17 protein-coding genes are annotated in these 23088 nt (G+C 64.2%); 12 read left to right on the top strand and 5 right to left on the bottom strand.

Annotated elements, in window-relative coordinates:
• From DIE03_RS37030 to DIE03_RS37045, 5 genes are all read left to right on the top strand, one after another.
• The coding region (locus tag DIE03_RS37030) for a 4Fe-4S dicluster domain-containing protein (RefSeq protein ID WP_143031905.1) at positions 1-90 on the top strand (90 nt) is incomplete at its 5' end.
• A 48-nt stretch (positions 91-138) separates the two neighbouring features.
• A complete protein-coding gene (bktB, locus tag DIE03_RS37035; protein WP_124456992.1) occupies positions 139-1332 on the top strand; it encodes a beta-ketothiolase BktB in 1194 nt (397 codons plus the stop codon).
• A gap of 38 nt (positions 1333-1370) precedes the next feature.
• Positions 1371-2222, top strand: coding sequence for a 3-hydroxybutyryl-CoA dehydrogenase (locus tag DIE03_RS37040; protein WP_124456993.1), 852 nt, complete (start codon positions 1371-1373; stop codon positions 2220-2222).
• Between the two features lie 254 nt (positions 2223-2476).
• Positions 2477-4009: a hypothetical protein gene (locus DIE03_RS38530; protein WP_185658301.1), complete on the top strand. Its 1533-nt coding sequence runs from the start codon at positions 2477-2479 to the stop codon at positions 4007-4009.
• Positions 4006-6903, top strand: coding sequence for a tetratricopeptide repeat protein (locus DIE03_RS37045; protein ID WP_185658302.1), 2898 nt, complete (start codon positions 4006-4008; stop codon positions 6901-6903). The genes DIE03_RS38530 and DIE03_RS37045 overlap by 4 nt, the downstream gene beginning before the upstream one ends.
• Before the next feature lie 208 nt (positions 6904-7111).
• Here DIE03_RS37045 and DIE03_RS37050 read toward each other — a convergent pair whose 3' ends face one another.
• On the bottom strand, positions 7112-7777 hold the full coding sequence (locus tag DIE03_RS37050) for a TetR/AcrR family transcriptional regulator (RefSeq protein WP_124456995.1): 666 nt from the start codon (positions 7775-7777) through the stop codon (positions 7112-7114).
• Positions 7778-7871: 94 nt separating this feature from the next.
• Between DIE03_RS37050 and DIE03_RS37055 the strand changes: the two genes are divergently transcribed.
• A complete protein-coding gene (locus DIE03_RS37055; RefSeq protein ID WP_124456996.1) occupies positions 7872-8696 on the top strand; it encodes an NmrA family transcriptional regulator in 825 nt (274 codons plus the stop codon).
• A gap of 2 nt (positions 8697-8698) precedes the next feature.
• Positions 8699-9184 (top strand): DUF1772 domain-containing protein, encoded by a 486-nt coding sequence (locus DIE03_RS37060; RefSeq protein ID WP_124456997.1) that lies wholly within the window; start codon positions 8699-8701, stop codon positions 9182-9184.
• A gap of 66 nt (positions 9185-9250) precedes the next feature.
• Here the strand turns inward: DIE03_RS37060 and DIE03_RS37065 are convergent, their stop codons facing one another.
• From DIE03_RS37065 to DIE03_RS37075, 3 genes are read right to left on the bottom strand one after another with little or no spacing between them, the layout of a single operon-like run.
• Positions 9251-10678, bottom strand: a complete 1428-nt coding sequence (locus tag DIE03_RS37065) for an efflux transporter outer membrane subunit (protein ID WP_124456998.1) — start codon at positions 10676-10678, stop codon at positions 9251-9253.
• Positions 10675-13872: an efflux RND transporter permease subunit gene (locus tag DIE03_RS37070; protein WP_124456999.1), complete on the bottom strand. Its 3198-nt coding sequence runs from the start codon at positions 13870-13872 to the stop codon at positions 10675-10677. The genes DIE03_RS37065 and DIE03_RS37070 overlap by 4 nt, the downstream gene beginning before the upstream one ends.
• Positions 13873-13884: 12 nt before the next feature.
• Positions 13885-15150 (bottom strand): efflux RND transporter periplasmic adaptor subunit, encoded by a 1266-nt coding sequence (locus tag DIE03_RS37075; RefSeq protein ID WP_124457000.1) that lies wholly within the window; start codon positions 15148-15150, stop codon positions 13885-13887.
• 92 nt (positions 15151-15242) lie between these two features.
• Between DIE03_RS37075 and DIE03_RS37080 the strand changes: the two genes are divergently transcribed.
• The 3 genes from DIE03_RS37080 (at position 15243) to DIE03_RS37090 (ending at position 18648) form a co-directional block, all read left to right on the top strand.
• The gene (locus DIE03_RS37080; RefSeq protein WP_124457001.1) at positions 15243-16295 is read left to right on the top strand and encodes an RNA-guided endonuclease TnpB family protein; all 1053 of its coding nucleotides are present in this window, start codon (positions 15243-15245) and stop codon (positions 16293-16295) included.
• Between the two features lie 342 nt (positions 16296-16637).
• Entirely contained in the window at positions 16638-17387 is a 750-nt protein-coding gene (locus DIE03_RS37085; RefSeq protein WP_124457002.1) for a response regulator, read from the top strand.
• Positions 17371-18648, top strand: a complete 1278-nt coding sequence (locus DIE03_RS37090; protein ID WP_124457003.1) for an ATP-binding protein — start codon at positions 17371-17373, stop codon at positions 18646-18648. The genes DIE03_RS37085 and DIE03_RS37090 overlap by 17 nt, the downstream gene beginning before the upstream one ends.
• Positions 18649-18892: 244 nt before the next feature.
• On the opposite strand, the gene DIE03_RS37095 is transcribed toward DIE03_RS37090, so the two are convergent.
• Positions 18893-19723, bottom strand: coding sequence for a helix-turn-helix transcriptional regulator (locus DIE03_RS37095; RefSeq protein ID WP_124457004.1), 831 nt, complete (start codon positions 19721-19723; stop codon positions 18893-18895).
• A gap of 398 nt (positions 19724-20121) precedes the next feature.
• Between DIE03_RS37095 and DIE03_RS37100 the strand changes: the two genes are divergently transcribed.
• Together DIE03_RS37100 and DIE03_RS37105 are read left to right on the top strand one after the other, a co-directional pair.
• Entirely contained in the window at positions 20122-21243 is a 1122-nt protein-coding gene (locus DIE03_RS37100; protein WP_124457005.1) for a polyamine ABC transporter substrate-binding protein, read from the top strand.
• 241 nt (positions 21244-21484) lie between these two features.
• Positions 21485-23044, top strand: a complete 1560-nt coding sequence (locus tag DIE03_RS37105) for a DUF3138 family protein (protein WP_124457006.1) — start codon at positions 21485-21487, stop codon at positions 23042-23044.
• Positions 23045-23088 lie beyond the last annotated feature (44 nt).

A 23088-nucleotide genomic window follows, 5' to 3' on the forward strand; every position in this document is an offset into this window, starting at 1 on the left:
TGCAAGACCTGCGACATCAAGGACCCGACGCAGAACATCGTGTGGGTCACGCCCGAAGGCGGCGGCGGGCCGAATTACCCGAACATGTAACGCAACGCATCCTTGCGCCTGCGGGCGCGAACGAACCGGAGTGAGACGATGAGCAATGCAGCGAAAGAAGTCGTGGTGGTGAGCGGTGTCCGTACCGCGATCGGTGATTTCGGCGGCAGCCTGAAGGATTTCGCGCCGACCGATCTCGGCGCGAAGGTGGTCGCCGAAGTATTGGCGCGCGCGAACGTGTCGGGCGATGCGGTCGGGCATGTCGTGTTCGGCCACGTCGTGAACACCGAGCCGAAGGACATGTATCTCGCGCGCGTCGCGGCGATCAACGGCGGGGTCGCGCAGCACACGCCGGCGCTGACCGTGAACCGCCTGTGCGGCTCGGGCCTGCAGGCGATCGTGTCGGCCGCGCAGACGATCATGCTCGGCGATGCCGACGTCGCGATCGGCGGCGGCTCGGAGAGCATGAGCCGCGCACCGTACACGGTGCCGGCCGCGCGTTTCGGCCAGCGCATGGGCGACGGCAAGCTCGTCGACATGATGCTCGGCGCGCTGCACGACCCGTTCCAGACGATCCACATGGGCGTGACGGCCGAGAACGTCGCACGCAAGTACGACATCTCGCGCGACGCGCAGGATGCGCTGGCGCTCGAATCGCATCGTCGCGCGGCGCGCGCGATCGCGGAAGGGCGTTTCAAGGACCAGATCCTGCCGATCGCGATCCGCACGAAGAAGGGCGAGGTCGCGTTCGACACCGACGAGCACGTGCGTCACGACGCGAGCGCGGACGATTTCACGAAGCTGAAGCCGGTGTTCGCGAAGGAAAACGGCACCGTGACGGCCGGCAACGCATCGGGCATCAACGATGCGGCGGCAGCCGTGCTGATGATGAGCGCGGACGCCGCACGCGCGCAGGGCGTGAAGCCGCTCGCACGCCTCGTCGCCTATGCGCATGCGGGTGTCGATCCGGCCTACATGGGCATCGGCCCGGTGCCGGCCACGCAGAAGGCGCTCGAACGCGCGGGCCTGAAGATCAGCGATCTCGACGTGATCGAGGCGAACGAGGCGTTCGCCGCGCAGGCTTGCGCGGTCACGCAGGAGCTCGGCCTCGATCCCGCGAAGGTCAACCCGAACGGCTCGGGCATCTCGCTCGGTCACCCGATCGGTGCGACCGGCGCGCTGATCACGGTCAAGGCGCTGTACGAGCTGAAGCGCATCGGCGGGCGTTACGCGCTCGTGACGATGTGTATCGGCGGCGGCCAGGGGATTGCTGCGATCTTCGAGAACATCTGATAATCGAACGCTCAGCACCCGAACACACAGGAAATTTCATGGCCATCGAAATCGTCGGCGTCGTTGGCGCCGGAACCATGGGTAACGGCATTGCGCAAACCGCGGCCGTTGCAGGGCTCAATGTCGTGATGATCGACGTCAGCGACGCCGCGCTCGACAAGGGCCTCGCGACGCTGAAGGGCAGCCTCGAGCGGCTCGTGTCGAAGGACAAGCTCGACGCGGCCACCCGCGACGCAGCGCTGGCGCGCATCACGACGTCGACCGACTACGCGAAGCTCGCCTCGGTCGACATCGTGATCGAGGCCGCGACCGAGAACGTCGAGCTGAAGGGCCGTATCCTGAAGCAGATCGAGGCGGTCGCGCGTCCTGACGCGATCATCGCGACCAACACGTCGTCGATCTCGATCACCGCGCTCGCGGCGCTGCTCGCCGATCCGTCGCGCTTCCTCGGCATGCACTTCTTCAACCCGGTGCCGCTGATGCCGCTCGTTGAGATCATCCGCGGGCTGCAGACGAGCGATGCGACCGCGTCGGCCGTGCGTGAGCTGACCGAGCGCTTCGACAAGTCGCCGATCGGCGTGCGCAATTCGCCGGGCTTCGTCGTGAACCGGATTCTCGTGCCGATGATCAACGAAGCGTTCTTCGTGCTGGCCGAAGGCATCGCGTCGGCCGAGGAGATCGATGCGGGGATGAAGCTCGGCGCGAACCACCCGATCGGGCCGCTCGCGCTGGCCGACCTCGTCGGCCTCGACGTGTGCCTCGCGGTGATGGACGTGTTCCTGAAGGACTTCGGCGATCCCAAGTATCGCGCCTGCCCGCTGCTGCGCGAGATGGTGACGGCAGGGCGGCTCGGGCGCAAGACCGGGCGCGGGGTGTACGACTACAGCTGACACCCGCTGCGGGAACGTAGCGCTTCAACGCGGATGACGCGTCGCACCGGAGGAGGTGATCCGGTGTCGGCCCGTCATCCGCGTTGTCCATTTGGCGCGGGCGAGACGCATCCCGACTTGATGACGAGCAAAGACGGGAACGGCGAGCGACGCGCAAATGAAGGCGGCACGGCAGTTGCCCGCGATGACAATCCTTGAACCTCTCGCGGTTTCGTCTGTGCAACTATCGGATGGCAGGCCAGGCAACGCCCGCCTTGCAGAATATCGAAAGGCGGCCGGCTCGACGGGGCATTCTCGATATTGCGGCATCATACGGCAGCGCGGTTCGCGCCGGATTTCCCGTGACTATCCGGCGCATCATCGCGATCGACCGATCAACGCAATCGAATATCAACAAGATGAAAATAAAGACGGGCCTTTTCGGGGTGTTGCTGTCCATCGCGACGGCGACGGCATATGGGTTGGGCGTGCAGGGCACGCCTGCAGAACCGGCGGCTTCCGCGCCGGCGGCCAGTCCGGCCATCAAGCTGACGCCGGAGCAGATCGCTGAACGGGCGCGCGCCTATATGGTGCAGATCGGGGTGAATCCCGATTCGGAAAATGGGCAGATTATCGTCGCGTGGTTCATCCGGGTAGCCCAGAACCCGGCCTATCTCGCCCGACTGTCCAGCATGCGCAGCCCCTCCGGCGACGGCAGCGACATGATCCTGCGGCCGGCCGAAAGGCTGCGGTTCCTGCGGCTGATGCAGGACATCACAGCCGAATCGAAGAGCGGCTGCGATATGCCGAAAGTGAGTGGCGGCAATCTGGCGTCGATCGCGAAGACGTCGTCACCGAAGGCGTTGCGGAGCACGTTCGAATTGATGGACCTGATTGGTGCGCCGAAGGCTGCCTCGTCCGGCGACGATGAGCACTACACCGTCGCCGAATTGCTCGAAGTCGACGCGCGCATGGACGAGATCGACATACCGCCATGGCTGGAGAAGCAGAACAAGCCGAGCACGTGCGCGCTGGTCAGGTTCGCCGTCGATACGATTGACAAGTTTCCGGAGCCTGAGCAGCGGCGGGCGACCTATGAACTCTTCAAGCTGATTGCTGGCGGGAAGTCGGCGCCGGAGACCGTTTTGGCCGATCCCGGTGCGTATCTGGACGACGTGTTCGACGACCGGCGCCTGCCGGATGCCATTCGCAGCCAGTTGCCGCCCGACGGCAGCCGGCCGCTGCCTTATGCCCGCCTCAGCATAGACGGCGAATGGGTGAACAAGACGACACCGCAGGATTCGGGGCCGTACGTCGACACTTACGTCAATCGACGCAACAACGGCGTGGTCGTCGAGCTGATGACCACGAAAGACGCGTCGGGGAACACGAAGTGGGCGTCGTTCGGCATGGGGTACGGGCTCACCGAGCTGTTGGACCAGACCGTGAGCGCACCCCGGTACGCAAGCATGCTCCGGACGCTGAAGGCAGCGTCCGCGATCGTGGCGGCGAACGAACCGATGACCGAGGGCAAGCGTATCGAGATCGCGCTGCCGCAGCCGTCGAGCCACGGGCAGTTGACCCGCCGATGCGAAGTCGGCAAGACGGAGCCCGCGTCGACGATTTTCCGCACGTTGACCGGCAATGCCGTCAATCTGGATTGCATCGAGGTCCGCAAGGACGGCACGAAGACGCGCGTGCGCTCCGTCTGGCTGGCCGACTACCGGATCGAATTGAGCAGGACGATCGACGATCAGGACGGCAGAACCGACGTCATCATCAAGAACGTCACGATCACGCAGCCATGACGCCGACGGACGAATTTGGGCGGGGCGCGGTCGCGGGTGGGCGGGCGGCATTCGGCCATGCGCCGATATGGCCGATGCGGGCCATCGGCATGGCTGTGGCGTTGAGCGTCTGGGCCGGTGACGTTTTCGCGTCGCAACCCGAGTGGTTGCCGCTGTCGTCCGGCCGTGCAGCGGCGACGGCCATTCAACGCAACGTGCCTGTTCCTGTCGCCGATGATACGACGCCATGCGCGCTGGCATTGAGCGTCTGGTTCGGCAGCGTTCCGTCGTCCGATCGGCCGGAGCGGCGGCGCAGCCTCTGCCGGCGCGAAGCCGAGGCCGGCAACCTGACGGCCCGCGCGCTCTACGGGCAGATGGTGCTGCATGGCTATGCCGGACGGCCGGACCGGGTGCACGGCATGACGATCCTCGAATCGGCGGCGAGCGACGGTTCGACACTGGCCAAGCGCACGCTCGGCTACCTCTACTACGACGGTGTCGCGCTGCCTCGGAACGATGCGGTGGCGCGCGCATGGTTCGCGTCGGCGGCACGCGACGGCGATACGGCGTCGACGAACCAGCTTGGCGGGATGAGTGCGGACGGCGCCGGGCAACCGGCTGACGACGTGGCCGCCTACCGCTACTTCGTGGCGGCAGCCGAGGGTGGATCGGCGGCGGGAGCGACCAACGCGGGGAAATTCGCGCTGGCAGGTCGCGGGGTGACGCGCGACCCGGCGGCCGCGGCGGCGTGGCTGGCACGCGCCGCAGCCGCCGGCGAGCCGAACGGGCAGTTCGTTCTCGGGCTGATGCTGGTCCGGGGCGACGGTATTCCGCGCGATGTCGACCAGGGCGCGGCGTGGCTGCGCGCCGCGGCAGACCAGAAACATACTGAAGCACGGGCGATGCTCGGCAATCTCTATCTCGAGGGCAGCGGCGTGCCGCGAGACGCGCATCACGGCTTCGGCCTGATGTCGGCCGCGGCGCAGGCCGGGTCGTCTTACGCACAGCGCCGGCTCGGCGATCTGTACGGTAGCGGGACCGGCGTGGCGCGCGACGATGCACAGGCGCGCGACTGGTACCGGAAAGCCGCGCTTGCCGGAGACGCGCGGGCGCGTTATGCGTTGGCCAAGCTCTATCTGTTCGGCCGGGGCGGCCCGATCGACAAGGAGGCGGCATGGGGATGGATGCAGGGCGCAGCTGAAGCGGGGCTGGCCGCCGCCCAGAACGATCTCGGTGCGATGCTGCAGGACGGCATCGGGACGCCGCCGAATCCATCCGCCGCGAAACCGTGGTTCGAAAAGGCCGACGCGCAAGGCGATGGCGCGGCGGCAACCAACCTTTCCCGTTACGCGGCACGCGGCGCTGGCGAGCCGGTGGATCTGCACAAGGCCTTTCGGCTTGCGGCACGCGGTGCGCAGCGCGGCGATGTCGCCGGTGCGCTGATTGCCGCCGGCATGGCGTGGCGCGGTGAGGGGACGCGCGTCGACCGGGCGCAGGCGATGCGGTGGTTTCGGTTGGCCGCGGACCATGGCGATATCGCGGCGGCGCGGTGGGTCGGCTATCAGCTTCTGATGGGGGGCGACGGCGTGCCGCGCGACGAACAGGCGGGTCTGCGCTATCTGTCGCAAGCTGCCGACGCTGGCGATCAGGCCGCCGGTGTGTTGATCGGTTTCTACCTGAGCGAGCACCGCATGTCGTTCGCGGGCCGTACCGGGCTCCAGTGGCTGACGGATCTCGCGGACCGCAAGATGCCCGCCGCGTATTCGGCGCTGGGTTTGCTGTATTGGCGCGAACAGCCGGCGACCGCGTTCGACTGGTTCGCACGCGGCGCGAAGCTGGGCGACGCCAGCTCGCAAGCGATGTTGTGCAAGATGCATCTGGATGGCAGCGCCACGCCGCGCAGTCCGGTCGAGGCCGCGCGCTGGTGCCGCGCGGCGGCCGTCGGCAACAATCCCGGCGCGATGCGTATCCTCGCGTCGGTCGACAACGGCCTGGTTGCCGCCGACGAGCGGGCGTACTGGCGATGGAAGCTGGCGGATAGCGGCGAGCCGGCGTATCAGTCGATGCTCGGCGATGCATACGACCTGGGCGATGGCGTACCGCTGGATTTCGATGCCGCGATGTACTGGTTTCGTCGCGCGGCGGATCGGGGCGATGTCTCCGCGCAGGGTTCCCTTGCCTGGCATCTGTCGAACGGGCTCGGCGGTCGGGCCGACGACTACGAGGCGTTCGCATGGGCACTGCGCGCCGCGCCGTCGAGCGCCGACGCGAAGCGGATGGTGGGCGTCGCCTATCTGTACGGCCGTGGTGTCGCGAGCGATCCGAAGGAAGCGTCCATCTGGCTCGACCGTGCGGCTTCGGATGGATCGACGTGGGCGGAAAGCGAGCTTGCGCTGATGTATGAAACGGGCAAGGGCGTCCCTGTGAATGAAACGACCGCGCTGGCTTTGCATCGTCGCGCTTCCCGCGGCGGCTCGGCGGTTTCCGAGATCGCGCTGGCGCTGCGCGGCGTCACGCCGGGAGCGGAGGCGGGGCTGTCGGCCGGAGAGCGGCGCTGGCTGGTGCCCGCCGATCCGGCCGCAACGATGTGGAGCGATCCGCCGGTCAACGCGTTGGCGGCCGCCAATCGTCAATGGGAGGGCTTGTCGAGCCTGAACGAGGCGTTGCGCGGCGATCCGTTCATGCAGTATGCGGCCGGTATCCGGTTCCTGACCGGCAACGGCTTGCCGAGAGACCGGGCGCTCGGCGCGGCATGGGTCGAGCGCGCGCGAGCGAGCTTCGAGGCGATACCCGGTCTCGGGCAGTACGGCGCTGCCGCTGCGCTTGTCGAGTCGCGTATTTTCCGGCGGCTGGATGATGGGGAAAAAAGGCGGGCCGCCGACATCGCCGGGAATCTGATGGCGACACTGCCGTGAGTAGCATGGGATGCGGAGGACCGGCGGCGACGTGCCAATCTGGACGATCGTCGCACGCGCGATCAACGTCTATCGCGTCGGTTCGCTCGCATTCATCCGTTTCAATTTGAGTTGATCGCGTGACATCTCCGTGCCGCGCGCTTCGCCGCGGGAAGTGGGGACCGGCGCGATATTGTGCGATGGATGGACCGTGCGGCGCCCTCCGGGCCTATGCGTCGAGTACCGACAGATCCCGCGGCAGCGCGCGCTTGAACATCGCCAGAATCTGCCGCGCCGCCTTCGGCGGCAGCGTGATCGCATGGCGCACGGCCGCCGCGATCTGGATCATCATCAGCTCGGCGAATGCGTTGCGCTGCGCGCGCGTCGTGTCGGGCGCGACTTCCGCCAATGCATCCGCGAACAGTCCGGCCAGGAATTCGCCGTCTGCGCGATCCAGTGCCTGCAGCGCGCGATCGGCCTGCGTCGCGCGCCAGATGTCGCGCATCAGCGGCTCGTCGACGAACATCCGGTAGTAGCTGTCCGTGATGCGCGCGAGCGTGCCGTGCAGGTCGTCGAGCGTTTTCATCTTCGCCAGGTCGCGCCGCACGCAGTCGTGCCCGACCGCGTTGTAGCGCTCCGCGAGCGTGCCGATCACCGCGGCCTTGTCCGGAAAGTACTGGTACAGCGAACCGAACGAGATGCCCGTGCGTTCGACGATGTCGCTCATCCGGAACGCATCGCAGCCTTTCTCGATCATCACTTCCGACGCGCACGCGAGGATGCGCTCGAACCGCTCGCGGCTGCGCTGCTGCGTCGGGACGAGCCGTGCGCGCGCCGGCGTGTCCGCTGCCGTCGCTTCGGGCTCGGTAGTCTGCCCCGATTTTTGTCGGCCCATGCCGCCTCCGGAAAAACTTGACGTTGATAATACGAGAGTCTATCGTGTTTTTGAAAGGCGAGAAATTCTCGTATTTTGGTCAAAGGAGACACACATGTCGGCACTTCCCATCCTCATCGTCGGCGGTTCGGGCAAGACGGGTGCCCGCGTCGATGCACGGCTGCGCGCACGCGGCCTCGCGACGCGCCCCGTGTCGCGCACGTCGGCCGTCCGCTTCGACTGGACGGCGCCCGCGACCTGGCCCGCGGCGCTCGACGGCGTATCGGCCGCTTACGTGACCTACCAGCCCGACTTGTCCGTCGAAGGCGCCGTGGAAGCGATCGCAGCCTTTGCACGGCTCGCGCGGGAACGCGACGTCGAGCGTGTGGTGGTGCTGTCCGGACGCGGCGAGCCCGGCGCACAGGCGGCCGAAGCGGCGCTGCAGGCGTCGGGTGTCGGCTGGGGTGTCGTGCGCGCCAGCTGGTTCAACCAGAACTTCTCCGAGGGCTACCTGCTCGACGGCGTGCTGGCCGGCGAAGTCGCGCTGCCTGCTGGCGCCGTGCGCGAGCCGTTCGTCGATGCGGACGACATCGCCGATGTGGCCGTGGCCGCACTCACCGATGTGCGGTTCGCGGATCGTGTGATCGAAGTCACGGGCCCGCGCGCGCTGACGTTCGCCGAAGCCGTCGGTGAAATCGCGCGGGCCGCCGGCCGGCCGGTCGCCTATCGCGAGATTTCGCACGATGCGTTCGTCGCGGGGCTGCACGAGGTCGGGGTGCCGGAACCGGTCGTTGAACTGCTCGACGATCTGTTCCGCGTGGTGCTCGACGGGCGCAACAGCGCGGTGGCGCAGGGCATCGAAGAGACGCTCGGGCGGCCGGCGCGCGATTTCGCCGACTATGCGCGTGCGACGGCCGCCACCGGCGTATGGAGCGCCTGACCATGATCGCGTTCGTGACTTCCGCGTTGCTGTGGGGTTCGGCCGTCGGCTGCGGGCTGATGGCCGGCGTGTACTTCGCGTTCTCGACGTTCGTGATGACGTCGCTCGGCCGGCTCGCGCCGCCGGCCGGCGCGGCCGCGATGAACGCGATCAACGTCGACATCGTGCGTTCGCCGTTCATGCCGCTGTTCCTCGGCACGACGCTGATGGCGCTCGCGCTCGTCGTGATCGCATTGTTCGATCGCGACCAGCCGGGCGCGATGGCGGCGGTCGCGGGCGGCGTGCTCTATGTGTTCGGCATGTTCGCGGTGACGATGGCCGTCAACGTGCCGCTCAACGACGCGCTTGCCGCGGCCGATCCGGCGAGCGTGCAAGGCGCGGCACTGTGGACGCGTTACGTGCACGACTGGACGATGTGGAATCACGTGCGCACGGTCGCTTCGGCGGCTGCGTGCGCGTGCTTCATCGCGGGGATCGCGGCACGGTAGCGTCGTCGCTACGCCGAAGTGCCGCCCGCGATTTGTGAATACCCGTCGTTCACGGGCGTACGGAGGTTACCGCTGCGCCACCGTGCCCGTCTCCCACCAGCCGCCGCCCAGCACCTTGTACAGCGTGATGAGGTTGGACTGCTTGGCGAGCATGTCCGTGACCAGTTGCTGCTGCGCGGTGTAGAGCGTCCGCTGCGCATCGAGCAGGGTCAGGAAGCTGTCGGTGCCGCTGCGGTAGCGCGCCTGCGCGAGATCGTAGTACTGCTGCGCCGAGTTCACGTAGTCACGGTCCGCGGCCACCTGGGTGACATACGTGGTGCGTCCCGCGAGCGCATTCGACACTTCCTTGAACGCCGTCTGGATGGCTTTTTCGTAGTTGGCGATGTCGATGTCCTTTTCGACTTTCGCCACGTCCAGCGTGGCGCGGTTGTAGCCGAAGTCGAAGAGAGGCACCGAGATGGACGGCGCGAATGTCCATGCGCCCGTGCCCGCCTTGAAGAGGTTCGAGAGGCTGCCGCTCGTGGTGCCCGCGGAAGCCGTCAGCTCGATCTTCGGAAAGAACGCGGCGCGCGCCGCGCCGATGTTGGCGTTGGCGGCCTTCAGCGTGTGCTCGGCTTCGACGATGTCGGGCCGGCGCGCGAGCAGATCGGACGGCACGCCTTCGCCGATATCAGTGAACGTGTTCTCGCTTTCCATCAGCGAAGCGCCCTGCGGCAAATCGTCGGGCAGCGGCGCGCCGATTTCGGCCACCATGTTGTTGCGGTCCTGAGCGACCGCACGCGTGTACGAGGCGAGACTCGACCGCGCGCTCGCCAGCGAGTTCTCGGCCTGGCGCACGTCCTGCAGCGACGCGCTGCCCATCTTCATCATGTTCACCGTGAGGTCGTAGGTGTGCTGGTCCGCATCCACGGTGTTCTGCGCGATCTGCAACGAAGCCTCGTCGGAGAGCAGTTGCAGATAGTCGGTGGCGACGGTCGCGATCAGGCTGATCTGCGTGCTGGTGCGCGCGGCGTCCGTGGCGAGGTACTGCTCGAGCGCCTGGCGCTTCAGGCTGCGCAGGCGGCCGAAGAAGTCGATTTCCCACGACGTGAGGCCCACGCTCGCGCTGCTCGAGCTGTATGCGCTCGTGGAGCCTGCCACGCGTTCGCGCGTGACCGAGCCGGATGCGTTGATGGTCGGTCCGACGTTGGCGCGCGCAATGCGGTACTGCGCTTCGTACTGCGCCACGTTGAGCGCGGCTACGCGCATATCGCGGTTGTTCGCGAGCGCGAGTTCGATCAGCTTTTGCAGTCGCGGATCCTTGAAGAAGTCGCGCCAGCCGAGGTCGGCCCCCAGCGGGGCCGCAGCGGTGCTCTGCGCGGACTTCGGCTGCGCCTGCGCGGGCACGGCGGACCAGGTGTTGTCGACCGGAGCGGCCGGCCTTTGGTATGTCGGGTCCAGCGTGCAGCCTGCCAGCGCACCCGCGCAAAGAAGGGCGATCAGTGTGCGTTTCATGCGTTGCCCTCGTTGATGTCGGCGGAGTTCGTGGTGTGACCGTGCTCCTTGAACAGTCTGCGCACCACGACGAAGAAGACCGGTACGAAGAAGATGGCGAGCACCGTGGCCGCGATCATGCCGCCCGTCACGCCCGTGCCGATGGCGTGGCGTGCGCCGGCGCCGGCACCCGTACTGATGACGAGCGGCAGCACGCCGAACACGAACGCGAGTGAAGTCATGAGAATGGGGCGCAACCGCATGTGGGCGGCTTCGAGTACGGCGTCCACGACGCTGTGTCCCTGCGCCTGCAGATCCTTCGCGAACTCGACGATCAAAATGGCGTTCTTCGTGGACAGCCCGATGGTGGCCAGCAGCCCCACCTTGAAGTAGATGTCGTTCGAAAGTCCGCGCCCGTGAGCGGCCAGTAACGCGCCCAGCACACCGAGCGGCACGACGAGCAGCACCGCAAGCGGAATCGACCAGCTTTCGTAGAGGCCCGCAAGGCACAGGAACACGACGACGAGCGAGATCGCATAGAGCACCGTGGCTTGCGAGCCGGCCTGCTTCTCCTGATACGACTGGCCTGTCCATTCCACGGCGAAGCCGGGCGGCAGTTTGCGCGCAAGCTGTTCGACTGCCGTCATCGCCTCGCCGGTGCTCACGCCGGGCGGCGTGGCGGCCGAAATGCCCGTGGCGAGTTGCCGGTTGTAGCGCTCGATCTGTGGCGGCCCGAACGTCCAGTGGCTCTTTGCGAACGACGAGAAGGGCACCATCGTGGCGTCGTAGCCTGTCGTGCTCGTGGTGGTGCTCGAGGACGACAAGGACGACGAACTCGACGAACTGCTGCCTGCCTTCACATACCAGTCGCCAAGGTCGGCAGGCATCATGCGATACGGCGCGTCCGACTGCACATAGACTTTCTGCACGCGCCCCGTGTCGATGTAGTTGTTCACGTAGGACGAACCGAACGCGGTCTGCAGCGTGTCGTTGACGTCGGAGACGGAAAGCCCCAGCGCGTTGGCTTTTTCGCGGTCGATGTCCACCTGCAACTGCGGCGTGTCTTCAAGGCCGGACGGGCGCACCATCGCGAGTGTCGGTTCCTTCGACGCCATGCCGAGAAACTGGTTGCGCACCGCGAGCAGCTTGTCGTGGCCTGCGCCGCCGCGGTCTTCGATCTCGAAGTCGAGACCGCTTTGCGTACCCAGTTCCTGAATGGCGGGCGGATTCAGCACGAAGATGCGCGCGTCGCGATTGCCGCCGAAATGCTGGTTGGCGCGCGCGATGATGGCCGGCGCGCTGTCGCGCGAACCGCGCAGGCTCCAGTCCTTGAGCGTCACGAACGCGATGGCGTTGTTCTGCCCCTGGCCGTTGAAGCTGAAGCCGTTGATGGCGATGACCTGCTTGACGCCAGGCTCGTCTTTCAGCACGTACTGCTCCACGGCCTCCACCGTCTTCAGCGTACGCGAGGCCGGCGTGCCCGCGGGCGCGCTGATCGACACGATGAAGTAGCCCTGGTCTTCGTCAGGCAGGAACGAGGAGGGCAACGTGACGTAGAGCAATGCCACGACGCCGGCGATCACGCTGTAAAGAAGCATGTAACGCGCGGGCCGCGCGACCACGCGTGCGAGCGAGGAACTGTAGCCCGCATTGCTCTTGGCGAACCACCGGTTGAACCAGCCGAAGAAGCCGCGCTTTTCGTGATGCTCCACGTCGGCGCGCTTGAGCAACGTGGCGCACAGCGCAGGCGTGAGCGTGAGCGCGAGCATGACCGACAGCAGCATCGCCGAGACGATGGTGATGGAGAACTGCCGGTAGATGGCGCCCGTGGAGCCCGCGAAGAACGCCATCGGAATGAAGACGGCGGTGAGCACCGTGGTCACGCCGACCAGGGCGCCGGTAATCTGCCCCATCGCCTTGTGCGTGGCTTCCTTCGGGCCGAGCTTCTCCTCGCTCATGATGCGCTCGACGTTTTCCACCACCACGATGGCGTCGTCCACGAGCAGGCCGATGGCGAGCACCATCGCGAACATTGAAAGCACGTTGATCGAAAAGCCGATCATCGACATCACACCGAACGTGCCGAGCAGCGCAACGGGCACCACGATGGTGGGAATCAGCGTGGCGCGCACGTTCTGCAGGAACAGGTACATCACGAGGAAGACCAGTACGACCGCTTCGAATAGCGTCTTCACGACCTCTTCGATCGAGATGCGAACGAACGGCGTGGTGTCGTACGGGTAACTGATCGCGACGTCCTTCGGCAATTGCAGCTGGATTTCGGCGAGCTTCGCGCGCACCGCGTTGGCTGCATCCAGCGCGTTGGCGCCCGTGGCGAGCTTGATGGCGAGCGCGGACGCCGGCTTGCCGTTCAGACGCGACGAGGTGTCGTAGCTGTCGCCGCCCACCTCCACGCGCGCCACGTCCTTCAGCAGCACGCGCGAGCCGTCGCTGTTCACGCGCAGCAGGATGTCGGCGAACTGGTCTGCGGTCGTCAGCAGGCTCGACGAGCGAATGGTCGCGTTGATGGCCTGCGAATCCGTTGCCGGCGAGCCGCCTACCTGCCCCGTGGAAAGCTCGACGTTCTGGTTCGTGATGGCCGTGGTCACGTCGGAGGGCGTGAGTCCGAAGCTGTGCAGCTTCACCGGATTGAGCCAGATGCGCATGGCGTGCTGCGCGCCGAACAGCGTCACGTCGCCCACGCCGTTCAACTGCGCGAGCGGATCTTCGATCCGGGTCGCGATGATGTTGCCGAGATCCACCGAATTCCAGGTGCCGCCCGGCGACGAGAGCGCGATGATCATGAGGAAGTTCGTCGACGCCTTCGCTACCTGCACACCTTGCTCCTGCACCGTTTGCGGCAGGGTAGGCGTGGCCTGCGTCACCTTGTTCTGCACCTGCACCTGCGCGATGTCGGGATTCGTTCCGGGATTGAACGTCAGCGTGATGGTGGCCTGCCCGGCGGAACTGCTCGTGGACGACATGTACAGCACGTTGTCGATGCCGCTCAGCTTCTGCTCGATCACCTGGGTCACGGTTGCAGCGACGGTGTCGGCGGAGGCGCCGGGGTAAGTGGCCGTCACCTGCACCGAAGGTGGCGCGATGGTGGGGTACTGCGCGACGGGAAGACTCGTGACTGCCGCCGCGCCCACCAGCATGATGACGATGGCCATGACCCACGCGAGAATGGGACGCTTGATGAAGAACTCTGCCATGCCGTTCTCCGCCTAGCGCTGTGCCGACACGGTCGAGGCCGTGTCTGTCGCGGGTGCCGCGGGTGCCGCGGATGCCGCGTGCGCCTGCGTCTGCGGCGTATCGGCCGCCACCTTGACCGGCGCGCCCGCATGCACGCTCTGCAGGCCGCTCACGATCACGCGGTCGCCGGCGTGCAGGCCCGAGGTCACGATCCATTGGTCGCGGAATGCGTTGTCGGCCACCACCTGCACTTGCTGCGCGTTGCCGGCCGCATCCGCCACGTAGACGCTCGCCTTGCCGTCCGACGCGCGCGTCACGGCCATCTGCGGCACGAGTATCGCGTTGTCGTTCTCGCCTTCTTCCAGGCGGGCACGCACGAACATGCCCGGCAGCAATTCGCGTTCGGGGTTCGGGAACGTGCTGCGCAGCGTGACCGAACCCGTGGTGGCGTCCACCGTGACGCCGGAGAACTGCAGCGTGCCGGGATGGGCGTATTCGGTGCCGTCTTCCATCACGAGCGTGACGGCGGCGCTGTCGCTGCCCGTCTTCCTCAGGCGCCCGGAAGCGAAGGCCTTGCGAAGCCTCAGCCATTCCGTGCTGGAGCGCGTGACGTCGAGGTACATCTGGTCGAACGCCTGGATGGTGGCGAGCGCGGTGGTCTGGTTCGAGGTGACGAGCGCGCCTTCTGTCACGGTCGATGCGCCGATGCGTCCGGAAATGGGCGCACGCACGCGCGTGTATTCGAGGTTCACGCGCGCGGATTCGAGCGCCGCCTCGCCGGCCGTGACGCTCGCGGCGTCTTCGCGAACCGCAGCGATGGCATCGTCGTAGTCCTGCTTGCTCACGGCGTTGATCTTCACGAGTTCGGAGTATCGGTCCGCTTTCGTCCTCGCCGAGGCCAGCGTGGCGCGGGCGTTTTCGAGCGTGCCACGCGCCAGGTCATAGGCAGCCTGGTAGGTGGCCGGATCGATTTGGTAGAGCACCTGGCCCGCCTTCACGTCGCCGCCTTCCACGAACAAGCGCTTGAGGATGATGCCGCTCACCTGCGGTCGCACGTCGGAGACCTTCTGCGACGAAAGGCGGCCGGAGAGCTCGGTGGTTTCGACGATGTGCTGCGGCGCGAGCGAGAGCACGCCCACCTGTGCGGTCTGCGAGGCGGAGCCGCCGGGCGGTGCGCCTGTTTGCCTGTTGCAGCCGGCGGTTCCGACTATCGCAAGTATCGAGAGTGCGGCACACAGCTGGCGCGGCCTGCACGTCATGTGGTGATGCGCGTGGTTCGGGAGGATTGGCGTCTTCATCAGAATTTGCTCCGAGAGACCCCGCCATTGATGGCGGGCAGGAAAGGAGTGCTGTTGACAGGCAACTTCTTCCACGGGTTAGGATCACCTGCATGATCCTTGTCTATCGCTACCGGGTGAAGTCGCTCAACGGACTGCTCAACAAGCAGAGCCGTGCGGTGAACTACATCTGGAATTTTTGCAATGACACGCAGAAGCACGCGCTCAAGTGGAACAAGAAGTGGCCGACCGGTTTCGACTTGAATGTGCTCACGACCGGCAGCAGCAAGGCGCTCGGCATCCACTCCGGCACGATCAACGCGACGTGCGAGCAATATGCGAAGTCGCGCAGTCAGCACCGTCGGCCCTACCTGCGCTATCGCGGCAGGAAATCGCTCGGCTGGGTGCCGCTGAAGGGACGTGACCTGAAGCGCGAAGGTGACGCGTTCCGTTTTGCCGGCAACACCTTCCGCGTGTTCAACAGCCGACCGCTTCCCGAAGGCAAGATCAAGGATGGAACCAACTTTGCGCAGGACGCACGCGGCAACTGGTTTCTCAACATCGTGATCGAGATGCCGGATGTTCAGGCTCGCCCGATCCGTTCCGGCGTTGGCATCGATCTTGGCCTGAAAGACTTCGCCACACTTTCGACAGGCGAGAAGCTGCCCAATGACCGGTTCGGTCGACGAGCGGCGGAAAAGCTCGCGAAAACGCAGCGAGCGCGAAAGCACAAGCGACATATCGCGAAGCTGCACGCCAAAGTGGCGAATGCCCGTGCCGATTTCCAGCACAAGCTCGCGCTCGATCTGGTGCGGCGGTTCGATTACATCGCGGTCGGCAACATGTCGGCCGCAAAACTCGCCAGAACCAGGATGGCGAAAAGCGTCTACGACGCATCCTGGTCGTCTTTCCGGGACAAGCTCCGTTACAAAGCGATCGCGCACGGAGCCACGTTCGAGGAAGTCGACGAAAGCGGTTCGACCCAGTCCTGTTCGTCGTGCGGGTCGAAAGATAGTACGACGCGGCCGAAAGGTATCGCGGGACTGCGAGTAAGAGAATGGGCCTGCAGTGGATGTGGTGTCGTGCATGATCGTGATATCAACGCTGCGCTGAACATTCTCCGATGCGGACGTGCATCGCCAGGTGTGGGAATCCTCCGCCTTTAGGTGGTGGAGGACGTCAACTTGGACCTGTTTGGGCATCGCGATGTCGCGCGATGCGAGAACGGGACGGCACCGGACGCTTCGGTGGTACCTCAGCGGCACCGGTGCTGGACAAGGCGTAACGCTACCGATGGCACATTTTTTTGTGCTTACGGAAACTTACTGTCCAGTGACGCGCCCGGACAGGGAAAAGAGCATCGGGACTTCGGCGTACGAAATACCCTCGCGGCCCGGCCCTCGTAGCGGTTCCGTTAGCGATCGCAAATCACAGTAATATTCCGAAAGCCAGTCAGATCGCATCCGGGCTACCATCATTCCGTCCTCACGCCGCCCTGAGTTCCCGAAATGCACCCACCTTCCATCCCCGACAGCGCCCCGCAAGTCCTGCTCGTCGACGACGATGCGGAACTGCGCGACCTGCTGCGCAAGTTCTTCCAGCAGCGCGGCATCGAGTTCTCGGTTCTTCATGACGCAACGAATCTCGCGCGGCGGTTGGAGCGCGAGCGGCCGGCCATCATCGTGCTGGACCTCATGATGCCGGGCGTGGATGGCATTACCGCGCTCAAGCAACTGCGCGCGAGCGGCGACACGATTCCCGTCATCATGCTGACCGCGCGCGCCGAAGGCGCGGACCGCGTGCTTGGGCTCGAACTCGGGGCGGACGACTATCTGGGCAAGCCGTTCATGCCGCAGGAACTGCTCGCGCGCATCCATGCAGTGCTGCGCCGCCAGGGGCTACCGCGAACCACGGCGGTGCGGGAGAAGCGCGCACCTTGCCGGTTCGGCCGCTTCGAACTGGATTTCTCGACGCGCACGCTGCTGTGCGAAGGCACACCCGTGAAGCTTACTGGCGGTGAGTACGCGCTGCTCGAGGTGCTGGCCTCGCACCCCATGGAAACGCTATCGCGCACGCGGCTCATCGAACTGCTCCACGGTCCGGATGCCGAAGTGACCGAGCGCGGCATCGACGTGCCGGTATGGCGCCTGCGCCGCCTGATCGAGGACGACCCATCCAATCCCCGACGGCTGCAAACCGTGCGCGGGATCGGCTACATGTTCATTCCCGACAACCCGGCCGATGAAGAGTCCACTTGATACGATGTTCGGCCGGCTCGTCGTCACCACGGTGGGCCTGCTGGTGCTGGTGCATCTTACGTCGCTGCTGTTGATCGAGCGAACGCGCGCGAGCCTCGCCGCCTTCCATATTTCGCGCGTCGTGGAGGTTGCCGCCAGCATGGGCGGGCAGGACAGCGGCGGCGAGCGGTCCGTGGCGGACATCCTCGGTGTTTCGTTCGTGGACCTGAAGCAACTGCCGGCCGCCGACGCGCAGCGCTTTCGCGGCGACACGAACGGGCCCATCGAACGGCAATTGCGGCACGTGCTGCCGCCGGGCACACACGTGGCAATGGACGAAGACGGCACGCTGCGCGTGCTCCGCGCGGGCAGCACGCGCGGCATCGTGCTGCCGCAAGCCGAGGTGCCGCTCAGCCGTTTCACCGGGGCGCTGGCGTTGACGCTGATGTTCGCCATCGTGGTTGCCGTCGTGCTTGCCTGGCAACTGAATCGCCCCATTCGCGATCTTGCCGCCGCCGCGCGCGAATATCGCGCCGGTCGCCATCTGAACATCGTGCGCAAGCGCGGGCCGCGCGAATTACGCGAGCTGATCGGCGACTTCAACGACATGACGGGCGAACTGGCCGTGGCCGAGCGCGAGCGCGCCGTGATGCTGGCGAGTATCGCGCACGACCTGCGCACACCGCTCACACGCATGCAGGTGCGGGCTGACCTGCTGACCGACCGTGGCGATCGCGAGGGTTTTTTGCGCGATACCGAGTCGATGTCGCGTGTCATCACGCAGTTTCTCGACTTTGCGCGCGAGATCCCCGAAGGTTCGCCGCAGATCAGCGTGGACACGTATTGTCGTCGCGATTACGCTGGCGCGCCGAGTCCGAGCGACGAAGCGCACCTGAATGCGCTCGTCACGCTCGATCTTCACGCGGGGCCCGGCTTCATGCTGCCCACGGTCGATATCGACCGCACGCTCTCGAACCTCGTCGAAAATGCGCTGACCTACGGTGAGCCGCCCGTGGAGATCGCCACGCGGGCGCATGGCGAGCACTACGAACTCGTGGTGCGAGACCACGGGCCCGGCGTATCCGAGCTCGATCTCGATCGCGTGCTGCGTCCGTTTGTCCGGCTCGATCCCGCTCGCGGCGGCACCTCGCACAGCGGCTTGGGCCTGGCCATCGTTCACCGCCTCGTTCGCCATCACGGCGGCACGCTGCAGATCTCCAACGCGGCCGACGGCGGGCTTGTCGTAGCGATGCGGTTTCCGAAGCACAGCGCCGCGCAATGAAGCGCCGCACGCGGTGTCATCACCCGTTTGCGTACGCCGCGAAGGTCGGCACGACACAAATTGCCACGTTCGCCAACGTAACGAGCCTGAAAGTATTCCGAAAACAATCCTGCCGCCGCCAAGCTTGCTTTGTCGACGCTCTCATTGGCCCCCTGCGACCGCAGAACACTGGCCGCGACCAGTCCCTATGGTTGAGACGCCGCCTCCCTCGAGTCGGACGACGAGATACGTTGCCGATGAGTATTCAATTGATATGCGAGTAACTAGGCTCAACGAGCGCGTTGTTAAATGCAAGTGCCAGTAGCTGACGTCGCGAATCAATTTCCAGCTTGACGAACGCCCGCTTCGCAAATGTCTCGACAGTCGACGGTTTGACACCCATTGATATCGCGATAGCTTGTGTGGTCATGCCTTGGATGAAAGCTGAACAAACTTGCGCTTCTCGTGGCGTCAATTTCTCGTTCAGCCAGCGGGTGATGGTATCGCTGGGCGTTCCCGAGCCTTCCTGGCCGGAATGCTTCGCACCGACGAGGCTCTCGTGCATGGCCGCCAGCGGTAGAACGATCAGGGCCAGATGCTTCAGGATACTCAGTTCCTTGAGCGAAAACGGCGGCAGGCGCCGCGCGCGGCACACCGACATCGAGAATTGCACGCCGCGGGTGAGGCAGTAGGTCACGCATTCATCGTGAATATCGGCCACGTCGTAAAAAATTCTGCGCAAGCGAGATTCGACCTGTCGGTCCGATAGCTGCATCAACTGAACGTCTCGCTCGCACTCGATCCGATCGAACGTGGAATCGTTCTGGGCATAGCTCTGATAGTAGAGCTGCATGGTCCGTTCGATCAGGTCGGGATCCTTGCCGAAGCTCCCGATCCAACAGATGTTGCGAGGCGATGAGTACGGCTGTACGTAATCCAAGTGCAACGAATCGCAATCGACAAAATTCGAGATGGTTTCGAACAGGACTGGAAGAAATTGACGTGTTCCTGCCGCGTCGGCGATCGCACCTAGCGCGCATGCCGTGGATGAAAGCTGGCCAAGGTGGATATCGACGATGGGTGGCGCGGAACTCATGACGATGCACGTGTGGAGAACTCGGTTTTCCGCTTATATCACGCCAATAAGCCGAAGCAAGCCTGCGATTCCTCTGATTGAATGGCTCATCGATAAACACGCTTGTCCCGGGAACTTAGGACAGATCGGGCAATTGGCGCTTGATAGAGTGGTTGCAACGCATGACTGGACGGCTGCGCGGCACGGCGCCGGCTGCATTGAGAGGAAGTGCGACAAGCAAGCTCGCACGGCCCGGCGGGTATCGATGCGCTCGCGTGTCGGGCGCGCTGCCTTCCACGGGCGCGCCAAAAAGACGAGATACACGAATGGCGGGCGGCGTATACAGGGTATTACATTTAAATTACACGCGGCGACGCATGGCGATGTGTCATCCATATTCGTCCGCAGAGGAGCTCACCATGGCAGGCAGGCATTTTCACCTTACCCTTGCACGTGCGTCCGCGCCGGTTGCGAGCATTCTGCTGGGTCTCATCGGCACGCAGGTACATGCTGAGGACACCGAGTTGAATGTCTACAACTGGTCGAACTATATCGCGAAGGACACGATTGCGAATTTCGAAAAGCAGACCGGCATTCACGTCAGATACGATAATTACGACAGCGACGACACGCTGCAGACGAAGTTGCTTGCCGGCGGCTCGGGTTATGACATTGTCGTGCCGACGTCGAACTACATGGCGAAGCAGATCGAAGCGGGCATCTATCGGAAGCTCGACAAGTCGAAATTGCCGAACCTGGCGAATCTCGATCCCGCTTTGATGCGGAAGATCTCCGATGCGGACCCGGGCAATCAATACGGCGTGCCTTGGGCATGGGGTACCGACGGCATCGGATACAACGTCCAAGCAGTGAAAAAGGTGCTGGGTGAGAATGCGCCGGTAGACAGCTGGGCGCTCATCTTTGATCCCGCGAATGCCGCGAAGCTCAAGCGCTGCGGCTTGTCCGTCCCCGATTCGTCGGACGATGTATTCGCCGCGACGCTGCAGTACATGGGGAAGGACACCAATAGCAAGAATCCGGGAGACTATCAGGCGGCGTACGAGGTATTGAAGAAAGTTCGCCCGTACATTACGCAATTCAGCTCGTCGGGTTACATCGACGATCTCGCCAATAATGATGTTTGCGTCGCACTCGGTTACTCGGGCGATATCGGTGTCGCGAGGCGGCGCGCGCAGGACGCCAAGCGTTCATATGAGATCAGATACACGAACCCGAAAGAGGGCGGGATCGTGTGGTTCGACGTGATGGGCATTCCGAAAGACGCGCCGCATCCGGAGGCCGCCCTCAAATGGATCAACTATATTCAGGATCCGAAAGTCAACGCGGCGATTACAAATGAAGTTTTTTATCCAACGGCAAATAAGGCCGCGGGTCAATATGTGACGCCGGCGATCGCACACGATCCCAATGTTTATCCGCCAGCAGACATTCTGAACAAGATGTCGCTCGCGCGTCCCAAGCCTTCCGACATCGCACGTCTCGAGAATCGTCTATGGCTGCAGGTCAAATCCGGACGTTGACGCCGGACGCCGATGCGCGCGTGTTTTCGCTGCGAAGAGGGGCATCGGTTTATTGCTTGAATTAGCTCGGCGACCCTTCGCATCTCGTTTGAATTTTCGACGTATTGCTTTCTGTCATTTTCGCCTTTTTCGAACTGGCGTTGCGGATTGCTATTTTCCGCGCGGTGACATGAGCTTCATTTAGAAATGAAACGCTCAATAGAAAAGAGCGAATTTAAATTGATGTGTTTGGAGAATTCGCGTGAAAATGAAAATAATTTGCTTGCTGATGATGATCGGGATGCCGGGGATCGCGCTGGCCGGCTCGGGCGCCGCCGATATCGAAGCGCTTCAATCTCAACTGAAAGAGTTGAAGAAAGAAGTGAATGCGATGAAGGCGGCGCTGGCGGCGAAATCGTCCGGCGCATCTTCAGGCGCCGCCGAGCAGCCGACACCTGTCGTCGATTCGTCGTCGCCCGACTACGGCAAGGCGCCTGCCCAGCTGACCAACAACGACGTTAGCGAGATCCGGCAGCAGATCGCCAGTTCGCAGCTCAAGGTCGAGACGCTGACCGATGCGGCCAGCACCGGACCGATTGCGGGTTTGTCCGTGACCGGGTACATCGATCCGTCCTATCTCTACAATCGTGCGGCAGGAACGTCATCGTTCGTGTTCGCCAATCACGACCGTAGCTACAGCTACTTCAATAGTACGTTTGGCGATGCCTATCTGGATATCAAGAAGACCTTCGGCGTAGGGCCGATGGCACCCTCTGCGGAAATCTCGCTATTGCCCAACCGAGGCGCTGGCGGGCTTTTCATGGACGAGCACGGCAACAGCGGTGTCAATATCCTGAACACGGCATTCATTACGGTGCCGGTGACACCGACAACCAGCGTGGTCGCGGGGATGATGCCGAGCTTCGGTGGCTATGAAGTTCAGCAATCGAACCAGATGCTGACGCTGACGCACAACTTGCTGTACGACTTTTCGGATCCGGGCAGTTACATCGGCGCGGGAATTAACTACCTGAGCGCGGACGGCCACTGGTCGTGGAAGTTCTTGCTCGCAAACGAGCAGTACCGTACGGCCGGTTCGGTCACACAGATCGGCACGAATGCGCTGGGTGACGCGATTACGTCGAGCAACAGAATGCCGACGTTCACGGCGCGGGTCGACTATACGAAAGGCACCGCACTCGATATCGGCGGCTCGTTCAATATCGGTCGCCAGACGCTGTATTCCGGCTTGGACAGTAACGGCAATCCGGTGTACGGAGTCGGCGGCGTCGCGCACAGCCCCTACGGTACGTATTTCTTTGCCGAAGCGGATGCGACCTATACGCTCGCCGACGTCCAGTACAACGCCGAATTCGACTACGGGCAGCAACAGAACGCTGCGTTCAACGGTGGCCAGGCGCAATGGTATGGCTTCTCGTTGCTGGGGCATCGGAAATTCAACGTGCCGCTGCTCGGCCGTGTCGGCGTGACTGCGCGTTATGACCTGCTCGTCAATACGAAGAACGGCGGCGGCGGTGGCGGCATTGCTCAGAACGCGAACGGCATGGATACGGCCGATGGCTTCGGTATTGGTGCGAACTGCCTCGCGAACTCGAAGGCCAACGGCGGTCTGGGCTTCGAATGTAAGGGGGCGGCCCACCAGGACGTGGCGCTGGATCTGCTGCTGTATCCGACCCAGCAGACCATTGTGAAGATCGAATATCGCCACGACTGGGCTACGCAGGACGTATTCCTGCACGGCAACGGCTCGTATAGCAAGTCGAACGACATCGTCGCGACGCAGTTCATCTACACGTTCTGATTGTTTAGACCGCGGTGGTGGTGTTCGGTGATATGTGCCGCCGT

This window comes from Burkholderia sp. Bp8992 (assembly GCF_003853705.1).
Classification (GTDB): domain Bacteria; phylum Pseudomonadota; class Gammaproteobacteria; order Burkholderiales; family Burkholderiaceae; genus Burkholderia.